Origin of the sequence: Kurthia massiliensis (assembly GCF_000285555.1) — a bacterium.
In the GTDB taxonomy this organism is placed as follows: Bacteria; Bacillota; Bacilli; order Bacillales_A; family Planococcaceae; genus Kurthia; species Kurthia massiliensis.
In genome coordinates, this window is record NZ_HE611000.1 from 194,875 (window position 1) to 214,221 (window position 19,347).

The window sequence follows — 19,347 nt, forward strand, 5'->3', positions numbered from 1 at the left end:
ATTGACGAAGACATGGAGATTGAGAAAGTGATCGCGGTCATTCTGGATTACACTGATTTTGATGGCAACGTCGTTAAAAATGAACATGCCGATGCGTTTTTAGATGTGATTGAAGGCAAAAAAATGAAATGAGCATGGAACGGTTAAAATAACTTATGATATAATCAGCAATAGAAAAAGACGGCGTTCGCGCACCGTCTTTTCTGCCCTGTGACTCACAGAATATATTTAAGCTGTTCGCGCAGCTCTAAATAATTGGGTAGGCTCTAGTCTTTTTGGCTGGAGTCTTTTTTTGCATACTCATTGTATTCATTCGTGTAAAAGTCAGTCGCTTTCACCTGTCCTTCTTTCAACTCGCCATTTTTTTCAAGCCAGTCGATCCAAATATCAAACTCATTTTCTTTAATGACGCCACCTTCTTCGGCAATACCTGTACTTTTAAAGTATTTCAGTTTATCTGTCGATTCACCTTCACGTGCACCAACGATTTCTGTATATTTTTCGATTACTTCTTCTTTCGGTGAGTTGCGTGCCCATTCGATCGCTTTGGCAACACCGTTCACAAATGTTTTTACCGTATCTGGATTTTCTTTAATGTAATCTTCTGTGAAGAAGTAAGAGCCCGCTGTGAATTCTGTGCCGAACACATCAACATCACTAAATACTTCTTGAATACCGCCTCTTTCTAGTGCTAAGTCACGTCCAATACCATTTAAAACAACCGCTTCTAATTGTTCATTTCGTAAAGACTGTTCTGCATTTGAGGCTGGTACGACTACAAGCTGTACTTGCTCAATTTCTTTATCTGTTAAGCCTTCTTGTCGTAAATAATCTCTAATAAAAAATTCCGCATGTGCACCGAGCGTATTCACGCCAATTTTTTTACCAATAAAATCTTTCGCGCTTTTAATCGTCGTTTTGTCTAATGTATACACACCATAGTATGTATTCTTATCACTTCCATATGAACCGACGACTGACTCAATAGGTGCTCCTTTAGAAGCGGCTTTGACAATCGCACCATTAAAGGCTGTACCGAAATCGGTTTCACCGACACTTGTAATTTGAATAGATTCTGGTCCCCCTGTTAAAGCACCAATGTTGTCGAGTTTTAAGTCGTCTAAGTATCCTAATACTTCTGCTAACTCTGGAAATGTCACTGTATTCGGCGAACCTTGATATTGTAGTACTTTATCTTGCTCATTTGCGGCAGCTTGTTCATCGCTAGAACTGCATCCTGCGAGTCCGCCGACTGTTAATGCTGAAAATAATACGAATGAGGCAAATTTTTTCATATACATTCCTCCTATACTTGTTCAACTTGTTTGTGTAATGCAACCGGTACTTTTAATCCTAAATTTTCACGTAATGTTGTGCCTTCATATTCTGTACGGAATAAACCGCGGCGTTGTAATTCAGGAATGACAAGATTAACGATATCATCGACGCTGTCTGGGAATAATGGTGGTTGAATGTTGAAGCCATCTGCAGCATCGTTTAAGAACCATTCTTCTAATTGATCGGCAATTTGCGCTGGTGTACCGACGATTTCACGGTGACCACGTGCGCCTGCAATGTTTTCATAAAGCTCACGTAACGTTTTTAATTGTTTACGCTCTGCTAAGTCTAAAATTAGTTTCGCACGAATTTGTGGGTTCGTTGTATCTTCTGGATCTAGTAAAATTAATGAATCAATAGGTGCTTCTACGTCATAACCTGTTACATCAATCCCTAATGCGTTTGATAAATATTTCAAGCCCGTTTCCGGTAAAATATAACCGTTTAACGCGTCACGTTTCGCCAACGCTTCTTCTTCTGTTTTTGCCACTGTAATAAATGTCCCTGGCATAATTTTTAAATCTTCTGGCTGACGACCATATTTTGCGAGACGTCCTTTTACATCTTTATAAAACTTTTGTGCATCTTCTAAATTCGTCCACGCTGTAAAGATAACTTCTGCCGTTTTCGCTGCTAGCTCTTTTCCTGCCTCTGATGAACCTGCTTGTACAATGACTGGATGGCCTTGTGGAGAAGCGGGCGCATCTAACGTCCCTTTCACATTGAACCATTTTCCTTCATGGTCGACTGTATGAATTTTATCAAGATCTAAATATTGACCACTTTCTTGATCATGAATCAATGCCTCTTTTTCAACTGACTGCCATAATTGTTTCACGACATCTACAAATTCTTCTGCGCGCTCATAGCGATCTGCGTGTGCTAAATGATTTGGTTTACCAAATAATAGTGATTCGCGTGGATTTGCTGATGTCACCACATTCCAACCTGCACGCCCTTTTGATAAATGATCAATACCGATAAATTTACGTGCAATGTGGAAAGGCTCGTTATAAGTCGTTGTCGCTGTTGCGATTAAACCGATATTTTTTGTAACTGCAGAAACCGCAGCATTAATAATAAGTGGATCAATTTTCAACTGTCCCGCTGCTTTCGCATTTGGTTCTGTATTGAAGCCATCTGCGAAGAAAATCGTATCGAATTTAGCCGCTTCCGCTTTTTTCGCGATGTCTGTAATAAAATCTACATCGAAAATGCGCTCATTTTGTGCTGCAGGGTGGCGCCAGCTCGCTACGTGTTGTCCTGGTAACATAATAAATAATCCTAATTTCATTTGTTTTTTTGTCATTTTCCTTCACTCCTATTTTTCATACTCGTTTAGTTGGTATTAAAGATAAAAAAATAAATCCCCCTTTGATGCCTTCTGCTCGGTAAAACAAATAGAGGCATTTATTTATACGGGATAAATAAATGCCTCTATTTTGTATAGTGAGCATATCAATTATTTTCGGCTAGTTATGTGAAAAGATAAACTAGTTAAAAATTATAATAAAGGGATTTTTTTACAAAGTCAACTATTTTTATAGGAATTATTGTCATTAAATATGGATTGTTGCTTTCATATAAAAAGACGTCCCACAATCTTCATTGTAGTGCGTCTTTTTTGAATGACTCTGTATTTAATACCGTTTCTTCCCAATGCTCTATGTTTAATGTGCCACGTCGATGATTTTTCGCTTCATATAACCGATCATCTGCGCGTTTTAACCAATCGGCAAATGTTTTCGTCGTTTGACGACTATAGACCGCACCAATCGTCGCAGACAACGGCAATATTAACGTTTGTGTCTGATAACTTTGAGATGAAAGTTGTTGATGGAAATGTTGTAACACTTCTTCCGCTTCTTGTGGCTTTGTCGTTTCAAAATAAAAACAAAACTCATCGCCACCGTATCGACCAAATACTTGCGTATTGCCTTTAATCGCTTCATGTTGGTAACTGTTCGCACATTGACTAACCATTTTCAACATCTCATCACCGACAATATGGCCATGTGTATCATTAATTTGTTTAAAATAATCGATATCTACGATAGCTAACACTTTGTACACATCTGCTTGCAAACTTAACAGTGGTGATACAAATTTTTCGAAACTCGCGCGTGTATACGCTTGCGTCAACACATCTTTTTTCAAATCATCGAGTAATTCGGCTTCTTGTGCCATCTGATAAAGTTGCGTGCAGTATTGCTGAATACGCTGACTCTTCAACTTATCTGCATACGTAATCGCGCGTTCTAGCACAGAGGCAACCATTTCTGGATTACCAAGTGCTTCATAAACAGCGACGACTTTATCAAAATAATTCAGCATTAGATGATATTCAATCGACTCTAAATCGAGCGATAAAAATCGTTCTGCATATCGTTTTGCATTCTCTAGGTTTCCTACTAACAAATAATAACGAATCGAACGTACTAAATAAATCAATTGTGTAAATACGACCTCTTTTGATGGTAGGCGCTCAAATTTATTTAAATAATACGCCGCACTAATCGTATTTTTTTCTTTCAAATAGACGTGACAAATATTTAAAATCGACAACACATAACTAACATCGCGTTTGATTGGATGTTGCTCATAATATTTCATACACGCTTTGTAGTAATATTTTGCTTCGTCATATTGTTCAATGCGCTCATATTCATAGCCTAAGTTGTTATAAATATCAATCGTCAAATCATGAAGTTTTAGCATTTCTGCTTCTTTTAATAGCTCTTTTAATATATCTGTATGGTCATAGTAAAAGCCTAATGAATCGAGTAATAAACAAGATGCATAACGCATTTTAATACGCATAATTTTACTCGCATATTGCTCAATAAATAATCGCTGTTCTAAATAAATTTCCAACGCACGCAACGTTTGACCATTCCAAAAATAGTGAGACATTTTCAAATAATAGACGTCACATATGTCTTGATATTGCTCAAACTGTTCTAAACGTCTTTGCAAATCCTCTAAATAATCTTGCACGTCTGATAGTGGTTGATGTTTAATATGTTGTTCATATTCTTCTATCGCTTTTTTAAAGTTAATCATTCTAGCACCTCACTCTGCAGCACAAATTGATTTCGGCCATTCTTTTTCGCTTCATAAAGTGCTTTGTCTGCGTGCTGAATAGTATCTTCTAACGTATGTTTTTCAGTCATGTAACACATGCCCATGCTAATCGTTGGGACAATCGTTTGATGATGTGCTAACACATGTACATGTTGTACAGCATCAATGATTTTTTTTGCAAGCGCTTTTAATTGTGATGGTGATAAAGATACGATGCCAAAAAATTCATCGCCGCCTAAACGTACGAAATGAGTGCCTTCTGTTGGCAATACTGCTCGAATGGCTTGTGCAATTTGTTTCAATACTTGATCACCGATAAGATGTCCAGCCGTATCATTAATTGTTTTAAAATGATCGACATCTAATAAAAAGGCGCTAAACGGGACGTGAAGTTGTGGATAAATGTCTTCTAAATAACGACGATTCGGGACAGATGTAAGTGGATCATGCCAAGCAATTTCTTTTAAACCTGTGTCATCGAAATAACGCTCTAACAATTGTAAACGCTCACGATTATCCGTTTTCAGTACACGCTTTTTCATTTCTAAACTCGCTTTCAAGTCTTCAATGTACTGTGCAGTATCGTAACATCGTTTCGAAATACAACAAATATCTTCATATAACAGTTCACACCATTTACTATGATGGGCAATTTCTGAAAGTCTTGATTTTAAATACGTGTAGGCTTCATTATCTTTCCCTCTTGCGCATAAATATTGCGCTTCAATTTGCCAAAATGTAATCGTATCTTGATTAATTGGACGTTCTTTAAAATATTGTGCGCCCCACTCTAATTGAGACTCTGTCGTTGAAAGATGATGCTGTTTTAACAATAACTTCATGTACTGCAACTGCGCTTTCGGCGTTTGATGCATTGCAACACTTTTATGCGCATAGCTTACACTCTTTTCAACGTCAAGAGATTCATAATAAACACTTAAATGATAATAAATATAAGGCAGTGGCTCGATAATATGATATTGCTCTGCTAGTTTCTTTGCTTTTTGTAAATAGCGTAGTGTCGTTTCCGCATTCGCTAATCCTTCATAGGTGGCTGCTAGCAAATAGTAATATTCGATACGCTGATGTACCGAGCCGTTATTGACGATAAATATGCTATAGTCTGTTAGCAATTTCGTCGCAGCGACTTTATTATTCATCGTCAAATAAACATCAACAGCTTGTAACACCGTATCAATTAATAACATCCAGCATTCTTCATTTTTCAATTGGGATAATACACGCGGCATTTCTTTAAAATAACGTGTGTAATCTTCCATTTCTTTATACGATTGTAATGCTTGAACGGCCTGTTTCATGGACTCACATCCTACCATTTAGTGTTATTTATACTTTTTTTACCTTTTATGTATATAAATTAATATAGATATATTTTCGTTACATTTCAAGTAAAAATAGTAATTTAGCGCTTTTACAATGTTTAAAAACAGTGACTTATCACATTATACTTTTTCCCGTTCAGTGCAATAGTATGCATGTATCAGTGTAAATTGCAAAAATGATATTATTTTCGATCTCTTTATACGGCATTTCGAGCATATCGAGTGAAGAAATGAGTCCTTTATCTACTGTTAAATACATCGGTTCAGCCGTTGTAATCGTTTTTTTATTCGACGTTATCGTTACTTGTAATGCTTGGTGACATAAAATATCGACGGCTAGTTGTTTATGTGGTTCTTCAATTAATAGTGACACACGTTCACCTTTGAATAAAATCGGTTGTGCTTTTCCTTTGTATGTGCCGAACCAACTCGTACCAAATCCTGTTAGTTGTACTTCATGCGCAGCAACTTCGCGTTGTGTCGTTTGTTGTTCTGTTGTGAAAGTGAGTGGTGCGCCGTCCTCAAAGTTTACAGTAAATGTGTGTAACGTCTTTTTAATCGAAGCAACAGGGCGTTGTTCGACGCATACTGCTTCACCATTTTTCGTCCATTTATATAAAAAGCGCTCATCGTCGAAATGGCTAAAGTAAATATCACCGTCAAAAGCGGTGCAACATTGTACGCGTGCAGGAAGTAATGTTGTCGTTTTACGCGTATGCATATCCATTTTCATAAGATGCGCCTGTTTCGGATGTGGGAAGTAAATCGCATCCGCGTCGTATGTCACATCATATACGTTCGATAAACCTTTATACGTCTCACTTAAACATTGTGGATAATGGTCATGATTCCAATGATGATCGCGCTCCATAAAACGGTCGGAACGTAAAAAATAGCGATAACGAATGTCATGACTTTTCATTTTGGAGCCTAAATCGTTCCACGTCGCATCGATATGATACCAATGCCCTTCAAGTTGTACCATATTCCACGCATGTCCTAAATTGCTCTCACCGTCCGCTTTACCGACGACATAATGACATGGGATGTTTAATTCGTCCATCATTTTCGCAAACAATAACGCATACGCCATACAAACACCTTGCTTTTCGTGCATAAACGTATAGACCGTAAACGGTGAACCGGTCGTATTCATTTCGTATTGATGATTGCGAACGATGTAGTCATGGACGGCTATCACTTTTTGTAAATCACTCATATGTGGTGCAATAATCTCCGCTAAAACGCGTTGAATTTCTGAAGTCACCCATGCATGTTCATCGCGTGTCATGCGATAACTCATCGTAAAATCAATTTTAATACGATTTTTCGATACACTGACGTAACTGCTTTGTTGACGTCCACAATGCTGTGTATAAAATGGTTCTTGCAAATGTGAAATATCAAATGCATCTTGTAACAATGCACTTAATGGTTTCGGCAAACGTCCATTAATATACAACAAAAATTTGCGATCACCGCGCTTCATATGTGTCACGAGCGCGGGTAACAATTGTTGCGCCGTAATCGTCGTTTGTTTCAGACCGCCTGCCGCCTGAAACGCTTGTAATGATTCAAAATAAATTGGCATAATACCCCTACATTCTCTATAAATTCTTTTCTATTATATACAAAAAAGACAGAAGCATCGACGCTTCTGTCTTTTAATAGATTTATTGGTGAATCGTAGGTACTGGAACGCGCTTCACTGTTAGTAAATCTTCTTGCTTCATTTCTAATGCTTTGAAGCAAAGTTCTTTTTTCAGTTGTTCATTATGTTCATACTCTTCTGGTGTAAATGATTCTTCACGACCTTTTAATAAATAATCATAAAAAATAGGTGGTAAGAAATCTTCATTTAATGACACTTGAACAGATTGTTGTTTTTTATTTGTGAAAATATAAACGTAACCTGTCGGACGATGTGGATCGTATTGCGCTACAGGATATGTTGGATCTACTGTATATTGACCGCGTGTTTTCGCACGTGTCACAAATTCAATCGCATCGCGGAAGCCAGGGCCACCATGACCTGAAATAACTTGTAAATCTTCACGTGATAAAATCTCGCCATTTCCTAGTTCTTTCAATGCCACTTCTACAACACGGTAACCGACACCAATCGCCATATAAGCACGAATACCGTGCAGTTTGCGAATGTCCTCGAAGTTAATGTCTAATAAATAACCGTGATCATAAATTTGAATACCCATAAATTATTGTCCTCTTTTCTTCGTACGTAGTAGTAATAATGCCGCTATGACGACAATGGCACCGCCACCAATCCACCAACCGATAGATGATGACTGTTCTATTTCGTCAGCATTTTTTTCATTTACTACAGGTACGGAAATATGTTCTGTTTGTTTTTCTGTTGTTTTGCAACTTCATCAGCCTCCCCAATAGCTACGTACTGTAGCTTTGCTTCGTCTGATACACTCCCGCCGCCCTTTCGATCCGATACAGTTTGTTTAGTTAATAGTGAAGTCGTCACTGTTTGACCTTCCCATACACGCGGATCGGTTGAATCGTTGTCGATGTTCGGGTGTTCTGCTAACGTATAATTTTCGCCATCAATTGTTAACACATAGTGTTCATTTTTTTCTGCTACCGCTTCAATTTCACTAGTTGGGCCTTCCACATAATCAAGTTGCTCAATCAATGTGCCTGCTGAAAGTTTGTCGCTTGCATGTGTAGCGACGAAATCTGCATATTCACTACGGGTCATCGTACTTGAAGCATCTTCAAGTTTGACCTCATCGGTAAAAAGACATTTTCATCTTTTAAATCTTTCGTATAAATGACTTTGCGTTGTACGAGTGGATGGTCATTCGGTACGATTAAAACGAAAGGCTCATCAAATAATGGATGAACCGTAAAGCGTTCATTCATCTCTATATCTTCTGCATAATAAGGCATCAACGCAAAGTTTGTTTTCTCATTCAGCAAGTGCATTTTCAATGTCGCATAATCCGCACTTTGAATATCATAGCTATAGCGCTCGTCATTATGGATAAATGAAAACAACTCGTCAAAAAAATGATTCGCTAAGTAATAGCTTACGTACACAGACATATGAGAAGACTCATCCGTTCGTTGCATTTTTTCTGTTAATTGATCATTTAACATTAAAATTTCTTTCGCATATGTTAAAAACTGCTCCCCTTTTGATGTTAATACAACTTCTCCGTTTCGACGTGTCATTAGTTGCGCATTATAATGTTTTTCCAATAACTTTAAATGTTGGCTAATTGTCGGTTGTGAACAATATAAATGTTGTGCTGCTTGCGTAAACGACTTATATTGTGCAAGCGCAACAAACGTTTTAAATTTATCAAGCATGGATAAAATCCCCTTAACTCATTAATTGAAATTGATTCTCACTATCAATTATAATCAAAAGTTTATAAAACAGCTATTCATTTTCCACTAAAAAAAAGAAAATGCTATAATAAGAACGAAATTAATGATAGAAAGCTGATGTTATAATGCCTCTTACGAGAATTATTTATTTAGCCGTCATGACACTCATCATTGTCGGCTTATGTGTCCTAAGCATATCAAAAGGTCACAGTGAATTAACGATTTACTATATATTAGGTCTTATCGTAATCTTTGCTGCTGAAACAGTACGCATTGTGCTTGACCGTAAAAAGAAATAATGAAAATCCCAAAATCAACAAGATTTTGGGATTTTTTGATGCATGAAGCGGGAATCAATGCATAAAGGAGGTTTTTAAAATTGTCTGTTTATGCGCAACTGCTCGGTGACAAGTTTCATCAGCTTCATCCGAAACTACAACACCGCTATCATACAGCACCTGGCGAAGCATTTCGTGCAGAAGGTGTGATGACAACGATTCAACATGGTAGTCCATTGTTGATGCCATTTTATTATGCTGCACCACTGATGGATTTTTTATTTCCAGAGCAAGGAAAAGATATTCCATTTGATATGGTACACGAATGTGTAGCACGTGGAAATGATACGTATGATATCGATTGGGGACGTCACTTTTATTTTCCTGAAAAGACACGTGCATTTAATTCAATTACACGTGTCGATTTAAACACGAACGATGCTTATGATTTGCTCGGCAAACCTGCGATGATGCGCTCCAATCTATTATTAGACGTCACAAACGAAGGAAAACTCATTACCCGTACGAATGCTCAGCACTTGTTCGGTCTCGTACCGATGCCTTCTTTTTTTAAAGGAAAGGCAATCGTAGAAGATGGGTTTGATGACGCGCGTGGTGTCTATACTGTACATGCGACAGTATTTAATGATTTGCTAGGTACGATTATGATGTATGCCGGTGAATTCCATGAAAAAACTTAGCATTTCAGAAGTAATCAGAAATACGTATAAAAATATGTGTTCTCATATTAAAATCGCTCTATGATATTTTCTAACAGAGCGATTTTTTGATGTATATTTATTTTAATGTTACTTTCCAGTTCCATTCGCTTTTTACGTATTTTTGCATACTCGTTTTTGTGCCGATAATAATATTTTTATATTTACCTGATTCCATTTCTTCTGCTTGCATTAGCAAAATATAATATTTTCCAGCCTTATAAATACTTTGAGGTAGTTTATCTCCTTCTCCACCACTATAAAGCTTTTTAGTAGCTACTGGATTACCAAATGCTTTCTTCAAATTATTTGATGTTTCTTTTGCATTATTTTTTATTACCATTTGAACTTTATCTTTGTTGTTAACTTTTGTTTTATCAAAGTGATAAATAAAATCTTCTTTATAGTAAACGCCATCATAAATTTCTGGGTGCTTATCTTTTTTCTTTATCGTACTAAGTGTTGTACCGATTTTAAATTGACTACCAGGAATTTGACCGTTTTTATACTGATTTTTTTCGCTAGTAGAAAGTGTTTTTGCACTAGCAGTTGTAGCATGGGGTATAACAGCAGTTGCTGTAATTGTACTTGTTGCAAAAGAAAAAGCTAAAAACATTGATTTCCATTTCATTCATATCACTCCAATAAAAAAATTAGATATAATATACCTAAAAATATTTTACCATAAATAGATAATTTTTACTTATTATTTAAAAATATTATTTATGAACAACCCCTATATTATCTTTATCTACAACAATTGGCGTCAATAAAATAGATGGAATAAGCGTTTTACCGTTATCGATATAACGTGTCGCTTGAATTTGCTCGCCTTTTGCCATTTGCAGGGCAATCGTCACCGCTTCTTTCGCTAACGAATCAATTGGTTTATAAATCGTAGCGAGTTGCTTTCCGGCTCGTATCGCTCGAATGCCTGCTGCGTCTGCATCTTGTCCGATAACAGGAATTTTTTTCGCAAGCCCTTTCGATTGCAGCACATCAATCGTAGTATCGAATTTCCCTTGTGCTAATACATTTGCCGCCGTCGTTAATTGCTTCACTGGTTTTATAAGCGTTGCTGAAAACCCATATGTACCGAGTAATAACACTGCTGTAATCCAACATAATACGATAAATGCTAGTTGATTGAATGCTTGCGAACGTTCAATTAAATTGCGATACGCTTCAAATATTTTAATATTCAAACTAATTAAATGAAATCGATTTCAATTAGACTTTTTTAACTTTTACTAGATTATATTAACTTTTTACTACAATTAAAGATTTATATATTCCTTTTCAAGGGTATTCAACTTAAGAAAGTTTTTATTTATAGGAGGAATGTTGATGATCGTCGAAAAACAGTCTTTTCAATTAGATTACACGTTTGAAAATGGTGAAACGATTCCGCTTACACTAGGATATGAAACGTATGGTACATTAAATGAAAAACGCGACAACGTTATCTATGTCGCGCATTATTTTAGTGCGAGTAGCCATGCGGCAGGAAAGTATGATGAACAAGATGCGACGCCTGGCTATTGGGACGCACTGATTGGTCCTGGTAAAACGATTGATACAAACGAATTTTTTGTTGTAAGCATCGATAACATTTGTAATGTCGCCCCACATAACCGACATATTATTACGACAGGGCCATTATCGATCAATCCGAAAACAAATGAACCGTATGGCTTACAGTTCCCTGTCTTTACGTATCGTGATATGGCGAAAATTGCATACGCATTTTTAACGACGCAACTTGGCATTTCGCAAATGCATTTAGCGATTGGCGCATCTGCTGGTGGGTTCCAAGTGTTAGAGCTTGGCTGTGAATATCCCGATTTCGTCCAACGCATTACAGGTGTTATTACGAACGCGCAAAATCCAACGTGGACATCGTTAACCGTTTTGCAACCCGCAATGCGTGTATTAGAACTTGACCCAGCTTGGCCATCAAAAGAAGCAACGACAGGATTAGAATTAGCTGTTCAAATGATGAACACAGGGGCATTCACATCGACGTTTTACGAACAAAACTATCCACGACCTCATGTAGATGAGGCAACATACAAGTCGTTAAAAGCGCCATCGACCTATGAACAAGCGTTACATGACACATTAGCCAAAACATTACCACTTCTTGAACCGACACATTGGTACTACACATGTAAAGCGACGATGCTACAAGATTTAGCTCGCAATCGTGGCTCACTTGCTGAAGCAGCGAATCGCTTCAAAGCTCCGATTTTAATGATTTCTTGTGACGATGATTTACTACAGCCTTCAACGTATAACGATTCATTCGTCAACCTGTTAAAGGGGCTCGGAAAAGAAGCAACACATTTTCACTATGAAAGTAAACTTGGACATATGGCGGGCATTTTAGATACGACGCCATATGAAGCAACGCTAAAACAATTTATCGGCACAACGAACGTATCAATCGAATAACAAAAAGCAGGTATCGCTTCGGCAATACCTGCTTTCTTTCATTTAAATAGACGATTCAATGATGACTTCTTCTAATGTATGAATCGGTGCCCCCATCTCGACATCATCATCGTACAAATGACACGCTACGAAGTGATCTTCATCTGCGGCAATCCAACGTGGTTCTGTTTTCGTACAAGCGACACAAGCATGTGCACAGCGCGTATGGAATACACAGCCTGTTGGCGGATCAATTGGGCTTGGTAATTCTCCTTGTAAAATGATACGTTGACGCGCTTCTTCAATATCTGGATCTGGAATCGGAATCGCGGATAGAAGTGCTTGTGTATAAGGGTGGAGTGGCTTATCGTAGAGCGCTTCACTCGTTGTGAGCTCAACCATTTTCCCTAAGTACATTACACCGATGCGGCTTGAAATGTATTTTACCATTGATAAATCATGTGCAATAAACAAATATGTAAAGCCTTTTTCTTTTTGGAGACGCTGTAGCAATTTAACGACTGATGCTTGTACAGATACGTCTAGTGCTGAAATCGGCTCATCACAAATAATAAAATCAGGGTCGAGTGCAAGGGCACGTGCGATACCAATACGTTGACGTTGACCCCCTGAAAACTCATGTGGATAACGGTTCGCGTGGTCGCGATTTAACCCGACTGATTCTAACAATTCATATACTTTTTGGGCTAGTTCTTTTTTTGATTTATGTACTTGATGAATAACAAGCGGTTCCGCAATAATTTCAAATACGGTCGAACGCGGATTAAGCGATGCATACGGATCTTGGAAAATCATTTGCATTTCTTTAAAAAAGTCATGGCGCTCTTTTTCGCTCAATGCATGCACATCTTTTCCTTTGTAATGAACGTCGCCTGCTGTTTTATTGTATAAGCCCATAATCGTACGTCCTGCTGTCGACTTCCCACAGCCTGATTCACCAACAAGGCCAAATGTTTCTCCTTTTTTCACATCAAACGTAATACCGTTGACCGCTTTTAACGTTTCATTTCGATCTAGTTGAAAATGCTTTTTTAAATTGTGAACGGATAAAATGATTTCTTCTGTCATGATGTTGTCCTCCTTTATGTTAACGAACGCCTGGTGTAATCACGATTGTTTGCTTCGTCGCGTCTAATGTCGCCTCTACGCCTAACGGCAGCGCAAAATGCGGTTGGCAGTGACCAATTTTCACACCTGATAATACCGGTACACCAAGCGTACCAAAGTAATGGTGGAACACCTCTGTTAGGGTGAGCGAAGCTTTTTCTGGTGAAGGCGATGCATTTGCAAAATCCCCGATTATAACACCGTTTATATTTTCAAATAGACGAGCGAGCCTTAATTGATTTAACATACCATCAATACGATAAGGTGGTTCATTGACATCTTCAATCAATAATATATTGCCCGCCGTCTGTGGTGCATACATCGTCCCTACTGAACTAGCGAGTAAACTTAAATTGCCACCAACGATTTTTCCGGTCGCACGTCCAGCAGTGATCGTTGAAAGACCAGGTGCAAACTGCGCGTCATACGTAAGCGTCGTCGGTGTAAACAATTGCTGAAATTGCGCTGCTGATTGTAGCATAAAAGTCTCTTTGCCAATATCTGAACCGAGCATCGGTCCGTGAAACGTGACGAGGTTTGCGCGTTGCATCAAAGCTTGATGTAACACCGTTATATCTGAATAGCCCCAAAATATTTTTGGGTGACGACGAATTATGTCAAAATCGAGTTCATCGACGTAACGTGCCGCGCCGTATCCACCACATGCACATATGATGCCAGCGATATCGTCTCGTCGAAACATGTCTTCAACATCTGCCCGTCTCACATCATCTCGTGCAGACAAATAGCCATATTGAGATGAAATCGTTTTGCCAAATTCATAACGAAGTCCTAATTGTGTTAAAAAAGATAACGATGCTTGTAGCGCTTGTTGATTTGGCGCACTTGCTGGGGCAATGATGCCAATTGTATCGCCGCGTTGTAAACGTTTCGGTTGTTGCATATCCATGCCTCCCTTCGCTGTAAAAACGACGACTCATTTTCACAGCGAAGGAAGCTGCACATTCGCAGCTTCAACTTCTTTACTTTTTATCAACGTTTTTCAGTTCTAAGTAACCAACTGGGTGACGTACGATACCTGTCACAGCAGGTTTTTGTACGCTTAATTGGTTATAGAAATGAACTGGTACGACTGGTGTTTCTTCCATTAATAATTTTTCAGCTTGTTGTAATAGTTCCCAACGTTTTGCTGCATCTTGCTCTGCTTTCGCATCTGCAATTAATTTGTCGTACTTTTTATTTGACCAATTTGTACGGTTCATTGAAGAATCGGTAATGAATGATTCTAATGCATTCACTGGATCTGCATAGTCAAAAATGAATGATGAACGTGATAATTGGTGTTTTAATTCTTTTTGTTCTGCTAAGAATACACTTGGCTCAACGCTTTGTAATTTCACGTCTACACCTAATGCTTCTTTAAATTGATCTTGCAAAGCAACTGCAACTTTTTGGTTATCAGGAGAAGTACCGTATGTGAGCGTTACAGCAGGTAGCTTGTCCCAGCCTTCTTCTTTCATACCTTCTTCTAATAATTTTTTCGCTTCATCTTTATCAAAGTTGATTAAATCACCAACTGTATCGCGGAATTCTTTACCATCTGGGCCAACGAAACCGTACGATACGAAACCATGTGCTGGTTTTTGACCTGTTTTTGTTACGTATTCAACGATGTTTTCTTGATTAATCGCATGTGCAAATGCTTGGCGTACTTTTGCATTCGTAAATGGCTCTTTATCTACGTTAAAGCGGTAGAATGCCACACCTGCTTGTTCACTATTCACTAATTCATCGCTATCTTTTAATTGGTCGTACATTTCACCTGGAATAGATGACACGTCTAACTCGTCAGATTGGTACATTTGGTATTCTGTATTCACATCGTTTACCATTGCCCATTCTACTTTGTCTAACTTTACGTTTGCTTGATCCCAATATTGATCGTTTTTCTCAAAGACCATTTTTGAATCATGTTCCCATGATGCTAATTTGAATGGACCGTTTGAAACGAATGTGTCTGCTTCTGCAAACCATTTTGCATTATCTTCTGCTACTTTTTCGTTTACTGGGAAGAAGCTAGGGTTTGAAATAATGTTTAAAAATGCTTCTGTTGGATCGTTTAATGTCACTTCGAATGTTTGATCATCTACTGCTTTAATCCCTACATCGCCTTTTTTGCCTTCACCTGTGTTGTATGCTTCTGCACCAACGATTGGGTAAGCTAAAAATGCAGCAGGAGAAGCCGTTTTCGGATCTAACATATGTAACCAACCGTAAACGAAGTCACCAGCTGTTACAGGATCACCATTTGACCATTTCGCATCTTTGCGTAATGTGAATGTGTACGTTTTGCCATCTTTTGATGTTTCTACTTTTTCAGCAATTGCTTCTTTCGGCTCGTTGTTTTCATCTAAACGAACAAGACCTTCCATTAAGTTGTTTAATGGATTCCAAGAGACTGCATCAAATGCGACTGATGGATCGAATGATGTCGGTTCAACAGCATTGTTTAAATACAACACTTTTTCTGACTTTTCATCATTTGAAGATTCGCTACTGTCATTTGAACCAGCGTCTTCGTTTGCTGTACAAGCTGCCATAACAACCATGGCTAGGGCAAGTACGATGAGTGATAACCATTTTTTCATAAAAATCCCCCTTTAACGTTTTGTATATATGTGATGTACGACTGTACGAATCACTGATAGTTAGGAAAAAGCCCTTTCGCTCTTTCATCAAGTTGCCAACAATAGGCGCGATGTGCTTCTGTTAGCACAGTTTCAGGTGGTTCCACACGTTCACATACGTCCATCGCAAACGGACAACGTGCAGCGAAACTACAGCCAACCGGTGGATCAAATAAATCCGGTGGCGTACCATCGATCGGTTGCAACTCTTCTTCTAGTAAGTCGAGGCGCGGTACCGATTGAAGAAGCCCTTTCGTATACGGATGTTTCTGACGATAAAAAATATCGCGCTTCGTACCAATTTCAATGACTTTGCCGGCATACATTACCGCGATACGGTCGGCAATTTTCGCAACGACCCCTAAATCATGCGTAATTAAAATAATCGATACGCCGGTACGCGCCTGAATGTCTGCGAATAGCTCTAAAATTTGCGCTTGAATCGTCACATCAAGCGCGGTCGTTGGCTCATCGGCAATCAATACTTCTGGGTCGCAAATGAGCGCAATAGCGATGATGATTCGCTGACGCATACCACCTGAAAATTGGTGTGGATATTGTTTCAATCGTTCTTCTGGACTCGGAATACCGACAAGGTGAAGCATCTCAATCGCACGTTGCTTCGCTTTTTGCTTTGAAATGCCATGATGGGTGCGAATCCCTTCCATTAGTTGCTCCCCAATCGTCAGCGTCGGATTTAACGCCGTCATCGGGTCTTGGAAAATCATCGAAATATCCATTCCTTGAATATCGCGGAGCTCTTTTTTCGAAAGCTTCGCTAAATCGCGTCCTTTATAAAGCACTTGGCCATTCGCAATACGACCAGGTGGCTGTGGAATGAGGCCCATAATCGCATTAGACGTCACACTTTTACCACAACCTGACTCACCAACGATGGCAAGCGTCTCTCCTTTATACAAATCAAATGTCACTCCACGTACCGCTTTCACTTCACCGCCATACGTTTTAAACGTGACATGTAGATTTTTGACTTCAAGCACTTTTTGTTGGGCTTCAACAATTGGTGGTGCTACTGTTGGTTGATTTGTAACCATGTCTCTACCCCCTTAACTTTGGATCAAGCGAATCTTGCAAGCCATCACCTAACACGTTAAATGCAAACATCGTAATCGAAATGAATAATGCTGGGAAGAATAAACGCCACCAGTCACCGGATAAAATGACCGGTAATGCATCATTCGCCATTACACCCCAACTCGCATACGGTGCTTGTACACCAAGCCCTAAGAAACTTAAGAAAGCTTCCGCAAAAATCGCTGTCGGTACGCTTAGTGTAATTTGGACGATGATTGGTCCCATCGTATTCGGCAATAAGTTTTTACGAATAATACGACTTGAATCCGCACCGAACGATTTCGACGCTGTAACAAATTCGTAGTTTTTAATTTGTAACACTTGGCCACGTACGATACGTGCCATGCCGACCCAACCCGTAATCGTCAGCGCAATAATAATCGTTAATAAACTTGGTCCCATCACGACCATTAATAAAATGACAACGAGTAAGTTCGGTAAGCCGTATAAAATTTCAACGATACGCATCATGATCATATCGACTTTGCCGCCTTTATAACCGCTAATTCCGCCGTAAATAATACCGACAATACAATCAATAAGCGCTGCAACTAAGCCGACAAATAATGAAATTCGGGCGCCGTACCATGTTCTCGTAAATACATCGCGTCCCATTTCATCCGTTCCAAACCAGTTTTTCGCAGATGGTGGCTTATTTTGATTTGGTAAATCTGTCGCTGTGACAGAATGTGGAGAAAAAATAGGCACGAAAATCGCCATCACTGCGAGTAATACGAGAAAAACGAGCCCTAGCATCGCAAGCTTATTTTTACGCAATCGACGCCAAGCATCTTTCCAATACGATAGTGATGGGCGCATCACTTGTTCTTTTGCTTCACTATCTTTTTTCTTAGGTGTGAACCATTCGTCTTTTACATTTACGTTTGTCATGATGACTCACCTTCTTTTTTATGCAATTTAATACGCGGGTCTAAAATGCCATAAATGATATCGACAAGGAACAGCATAAAAACTAAAAAGGCGCTATAAAACACTGTCGTTCCCATGATGACCGGGTAATCTCGATTGTTAATACTTTCTACGAAATATTTACCCATTCCTGGAATCGCAAAGATTTTTTCAATGACGAACGTCCCCGTTAAAATCGACGCGAGCATCGTTCCCATAATCGTCACGACCGGCATCATCGCATTACGAAGCGCATGGCGACATACGATGCGCCAAGGTTTTAATCCTTTTGCTTTTGCCATCTTTATGTAGTCCTGCGTTAATACTTCAAGCATGCTTGAGCGCGTTAACCTTGCGATAATCGCCATTGGGCCCGTTGCTAAAGCAAGCGTCGGTAAAATCATATGTTTTGGACTTGACCATGTCGCAGCTGGTAGCCAACCGAGCTGACCTGCGAATACTTGGATTAATAACGTCGCTAAAATAAAGTTTGGAATCGAAATCCCGATGACCGCAATCGCCATCGCAAAATAATCGACGAGTCCATTATGTCTTAGCGCTGCGAGCGTACCGAGGATAATCCCCGAAATACAAGCGACGATAATCGTAATCATGCCGAGTTCAAGTGATATTGGGAATCCTCTCTCTAACAATGAATTAACCGTTTCATTCGGTTTTTTAATCGATGGACCAAAATCAAATGTCACAATCGCCTTCATATAACTACCGTACTGGACGAGTAGCGGATCATCTAAATGGTAAAACTTTTCTAAATTTTCTTGGATGACGGGATTAGACGTTTTGTCGCTATCAAATGGTGATCCTGGAATTGCATGCATCAACGCAAATGTTAATGTCGCAATAATAAAAATCGTCATGATCATCATGAAAAAGCGCTTTACAATATACGAAATCATAGTGTTCCCCCTCTCTTTGATGCTTCCAAAAAACATTTTTGGATATTTTTGGTTAAAATAATATTATCAGAATTTTTATAATATTACAATTT

General features: G+C 38.8%; 19 protein-coding genes. 3 read left to right on the top strand and 16 right to left on the bottom strand.

What is annotated here, in order from left to right; all coding sequences use genetic code 11:
• Window positions 1-266: 266 nt before the first annotated feature.
• The 8 genes from KMHG_RS12380 to KMHG_RS12415 form a co-directional block, all read right to left on the bottom strand.
• The gene (locus KMHG_RS12380; protein ID WP_010289946.1) at window positions 267-1,295 is read right to left on the bottom strand and encodes an ABC transporter substrate-binding protein; all 1,029 of its coding nucleotides are present in this window, start codon (window positions 1,293-1,295) and stop codon (window positions 267-269) included.
• Between the two features lie 11 nt (window positions 1,296-1,306).
• Window positions 1,307-2,647 carry an LLM class flavin-dependent oxidoreductase gene (locus tag KMHG_RS12385; protein WP_010289947.1) on the bottom strand — a complete coding sequence of 447 codons (1,341 nt, stop codon included), beginning with the start codon at window positions 2,645-2,647 and terminating at the stop codon, window positions 1,307-1,309.
• Between the two features lie 296 nt (window positions 2,648-2,943).
• Window positions 2,944-4,401, bottom strand: coding sequence for a tetratricopeptide repeat-containing diguanylate cyclase (locus KMHG_RS12390; protein WP_010289950.1), 1,458 nt, complete (start codon window positions 4,399-4,401; stop codon window positions 2,944-2,946).
• On the bottom strand, window positions 4,398-5,741 hold the full coding sequence (locus KMHG_RS18515; RefSeq protein ID WP_010289952.1) for a GGDEF domain-containing protein: 1,344 nt from the start codon (window positions 5,739-5,741) through the stop codon (window positions 4,398-4,400). The genes KMHG_RS12390 and KMHG_RS18515 overlap by 4 nt, the downstream gene beginning before the upstream one ends.
• 160 nt (window positions 5,742-5,901) lie before the next feature.
• Complete coding sequence (locus KMHG_RS12400; protein WP_010289953.1) at window positions 5,902-7,356, bottom strand: transglutaminase domain-containing protein; 1,455 nt, start codon at window positions 7,354-7,356, stop codon at window positions 5,902-5,904.
• Window positions 7,357-7,438: 82 nt separating this feature from the next.
• Complete coding sequence (locus tag KMHG_RS12405; protein WP_010289954.1) at window positions 7,439-7,978, bottom strand: FmdE family protein; 540 nt, start codon at window positions 7,976-7,978, stop codon at window positions 7,439-7,441.
• 125 nt (window positions 7,979-8,103) lie between these two features.
• The gene (locus KMHG_RS12410) at window positions 8,104-8,493 is read right to left on the bottom strand and encodes a hypothetical protein (protein ID WP_010289955.1); all 390 of its coding nucleotides are present in this window, start codon (window positions 8,491-8,493) and stop codon (window positions 8,104-8,106) included.
• Complete coding sequence (locus KMHG_RS12415; protein WP_010289956.1) at window positions 8,490-9,107, bottom strand: LysR family transcriptional regulator; 618 nt, start codon at window positions 9,105-9,107, stop codon at window positions 8,490-8,492. Before KMHG_RS12415 ends, KMHG_RS12410 begins: the two co-directional genes overlap by 4 nt.
• A gap of 146 nt (window positions 9,108-9,253) precedes the next feature.
• Between KMHG_RS12415 and KMHG_RS19140 the strand changes: the two genes are divergently transcribed.
• On the top strand, window positions 9,254-9,427 hold the full coding sequence (locus KMHG_RS19140; protein WP_154647376.1) for a hypothetical protein: 174 nt from the start codon (window positions 9,254-9,256) through the stop codon (window positions 9,425-9,427).
• An 80-nt stretch (window positions 9,428-9,507) separates the two neighbouring features.
• Entirely contained in the window at window positions 9,508-10,107 is a 600-nt protein-coding gene (locus KMHG_RS12425; RefSeq protein ID WP_010289957.1) for a DUF4166 domain-containing protein, read from the top strand.
• 97 nt (window positions 10,108-10,204) lie between these two features.
• Here KMHG_RS12425 and KMHG_RS12430 read toward each other — a convergent pair whose 3' ends face one another.
• Window positions 10,205-10,756: a hypothetical protein gene (locus KMHG_RS12430; RefSeq protein ID WP_010289958.1), complete on the bottom strand. Its 552-nt coding sequence runs from the start codon at window positions 10,754-10,756 to the stop codon at window positions 10,205-10,207.
• An 88-nt stretch (window positions 10,757-10,844) separates the two neighbouring features.
• Complete coding sequence (locus tag KMHG_RS12435) at window positions 10,845-11,330, bottom strand: substrate-binding domain-containing protein (protein WP_010289959.1); 486 nt, start codon at window positions 11,328-11,330, stop codon at window positions 10,845-10,847.
• A 142-nt stretch (window positions 11,331-11,472) separates the two neighbouring features.
• On the opposite strand from KMHG_RS12435, the gene KMHG_RS12440 reads away from it, so the two are divergent.
• On the top strand, window positions 11,473-12,579 hold the full coding sequence (locus tag KMHG_RS12440) for an alpha/beta fold hydrolase (RefSeq protein ID WP_010289960.1): 1,107 nt from the start codon (window positions 11,473-11,475) through the stop codon (window positions 12,577-12,579).
• 42 nt (window positions 12,580-12,621) lie between these two features.
• Here the strand turns inward: KMHG_RS12440 and KMHG_RS12445 are convergent, their stop codons facing one another.
• From KMHG_RS12445 to KMHG_RS12470, 6 genes are all read right to left on the bottom strand, one after another.
• The gene (locus KMHG_RS12445; RefSeq protein ID WP_010289961.1) at window positions 12,622-13,647 is read right to left on the bottom strand and encodes an ABC transporter ATP-binding protein; all 1,026 of its coding nucleotides are present in this window, start codon (window positions 13,645-13,647) and stop codon (window positions 12,622-12,624) included.
• Between the two features lie 19 nt (window positions 13,648-13,666).
• Window positions 13,667-14,590 (bottom strand): S66 peptidase family protein, encoded by a 924-nt coding sequence (locus tag KMHG_RS12450; protein WP_010289962.1) that lies wholly within the window; start codon window positions 14,588-14,590, stop codon window positions 13,667-13,669.
• Window positions 14,591-14,669: 79 nt separating this feature from the next.
• A complete protein-coding gene (locus KMHG_RS12455) occupies window positions 14,670-16,295 on the bottom strand; it encodes a peptide ABC transporter substrate-binding protein (RefSeq protein ID WP_010289964.1) in 1,626 nt (541 codons plus the stop codon).
• Window positions 16,296-16,345: 50 nt separating this feature from the next.
• Window positions 16,346-17,389, bottom strand: a complete 1,044-nt coding sequence (locus KMHG_RS12460) for an ABC transporter ATP-binding protein (RefSeq protein ID WP_010289965.1) — start codon at window positions 17,387-17,389, stop codon at window positions 16,346-16,348.
• Window positions 17,390-17,393: 4 nt separating this feature from the next.
• Entirely contained in the window at window positions 17,394-18,320 is a 927-nt protein-coding gene (locus KMHG_RS12465) for an ABC transporter permease (protein ID WP_010289966.1), read from the bottom strand.
• Window positions 18,317-19,255, bottom strand: coding sequence for an ABC transporter permease (locus KMHG_RS12470; RefSeq protein WP_010289967.1), 939 nt, complete (start codon window positions 19,253-19,255; stop codon window positions 18,317-18,319). Before KMHG_RS12470 ends, KMHG_RS12465 begins: the two co-directional genes overlap by 4 nt.
• Between the last annotated feature and the right edge of the window lie 92 nt (window positions 19,256-19,347).

Bases quoted from the DNA above. Each gene is read 5' to 3' on its own strand.
- KMHG_RS12450 (WP_010289962.1), bottom strand. From the start codon at position 14,590: ATGCAACAACCGAAACGTTTACAACGCGGCGATACAATTGGCATCATT.
- KMHG_RS12410 (WP_010289955.1), bottom strand. From the start codon at position 8,493: ATGACCCGTAGTGAATATGCAGATTTCGTCGCTACACATGCAAGCGAC.
- KMHG_RS12430 (WP_010289958.1), bottom strand. From the start codon at position 10,756: ATGAAATGGAAATCAATGTTTTTAGCTTTTTCTTTTGCAACAAGTACA.
- KMHG_RS19140 (WP_154647376.1), top strand. From the start codon at position 9,254: ATGCCTCTTACGAGAATTATTTATTTAGCCGTCATGACACTCATCATT.
- KMHG_RS12405 (WP_010289954.1), bottom strand. From the start codon at position 7,978: ATGGGTATTCAAATTTATGATCACGGTTATTTATTAGACATTAACTTC.
- KMHG_RS12465 (WP_010289966.1), bottom strand. From the start codon at position 18,320: ATGACAAACGTAAATGTAAAAGACGAATGGTTCACACCTAAGAAAAAA.
- KMHG_RS18515 (WP_010289952.1), bottom strand. From the start codon at position 5,741: ATGAAACAGGCCGTTCAAGCATTACAATCGTATAAAGAAATGGAAGAT.
- KMHG_RS12400 (WP_010289953.1), bottom strand. From the start codon at position 7,356: ATGCCAATTTATTTTGAATCATTACAAGCGTTTCAGGCGGCAGGCGGT.
- KMHG_RS12455 (WP_010289964.1), bottom strand. From the start codon at position 16,295: ATGAAAAAATGGTTATCACTCATCGTACTTGCCCTAGCCATGGTTGTT.
- KMHG_RS12380 (WP_010289946.1), bottom strand. From the start codon at position 1,295: ATGAAAAAATTTGCCTCATTCGTATTATTTTCAGCATTAACAGTCGGC.
- KMHG_RS12415 (WP_010289956.1), bottom strand. From the start codon at position 9,107: ATGCTTGATAAATTTAAAACGTTTGTTGCGCTTGCACAATATAAGTCG.
- KMHG_RS12440 (WP_010289960.1), top strand. From the start codon at position 11,473: ATGATCGTCGAAAAACAGTCTTTTCAATTAGATTACACGTTTGAAAAT.
- KMHG_RS12460 (WP_010289965.1), bottom strand. From the start codon at position 17,389: ATGGTTACAAATCAACCAACAGTAGCACCACCAATTGTTGAAGCCCAA.
- KMHG_RS12470 (WP_010289967.1), bottom strand. From the start codon at position 19,255: ATGATTTCGTATATTGTAAAGCGCTTTTTCATGATGATCATGACGATT.
- KMHG_RS12390 (WP_010289950.1), bottom strand. From the start codon at position 4,401: ATGATTAACTTTAAAAAAGCGATAGAAGAATATGAACAACATATTAAA.
- KMHG_RS12385 (WP_010289947.1), bottom strand. From the start codon at position 2,647: ATGACAAAAAAACAAATGAAATTAGGATTATTTATTATGTTACCAGGA.
- KMHG_RS12445 (WP_010289961.1), bottom strand. From the start codon at position 13,647: ATGACAGAAGAAATCATTTTATCCGTTCACAATTTAAAAAAGCATTTT.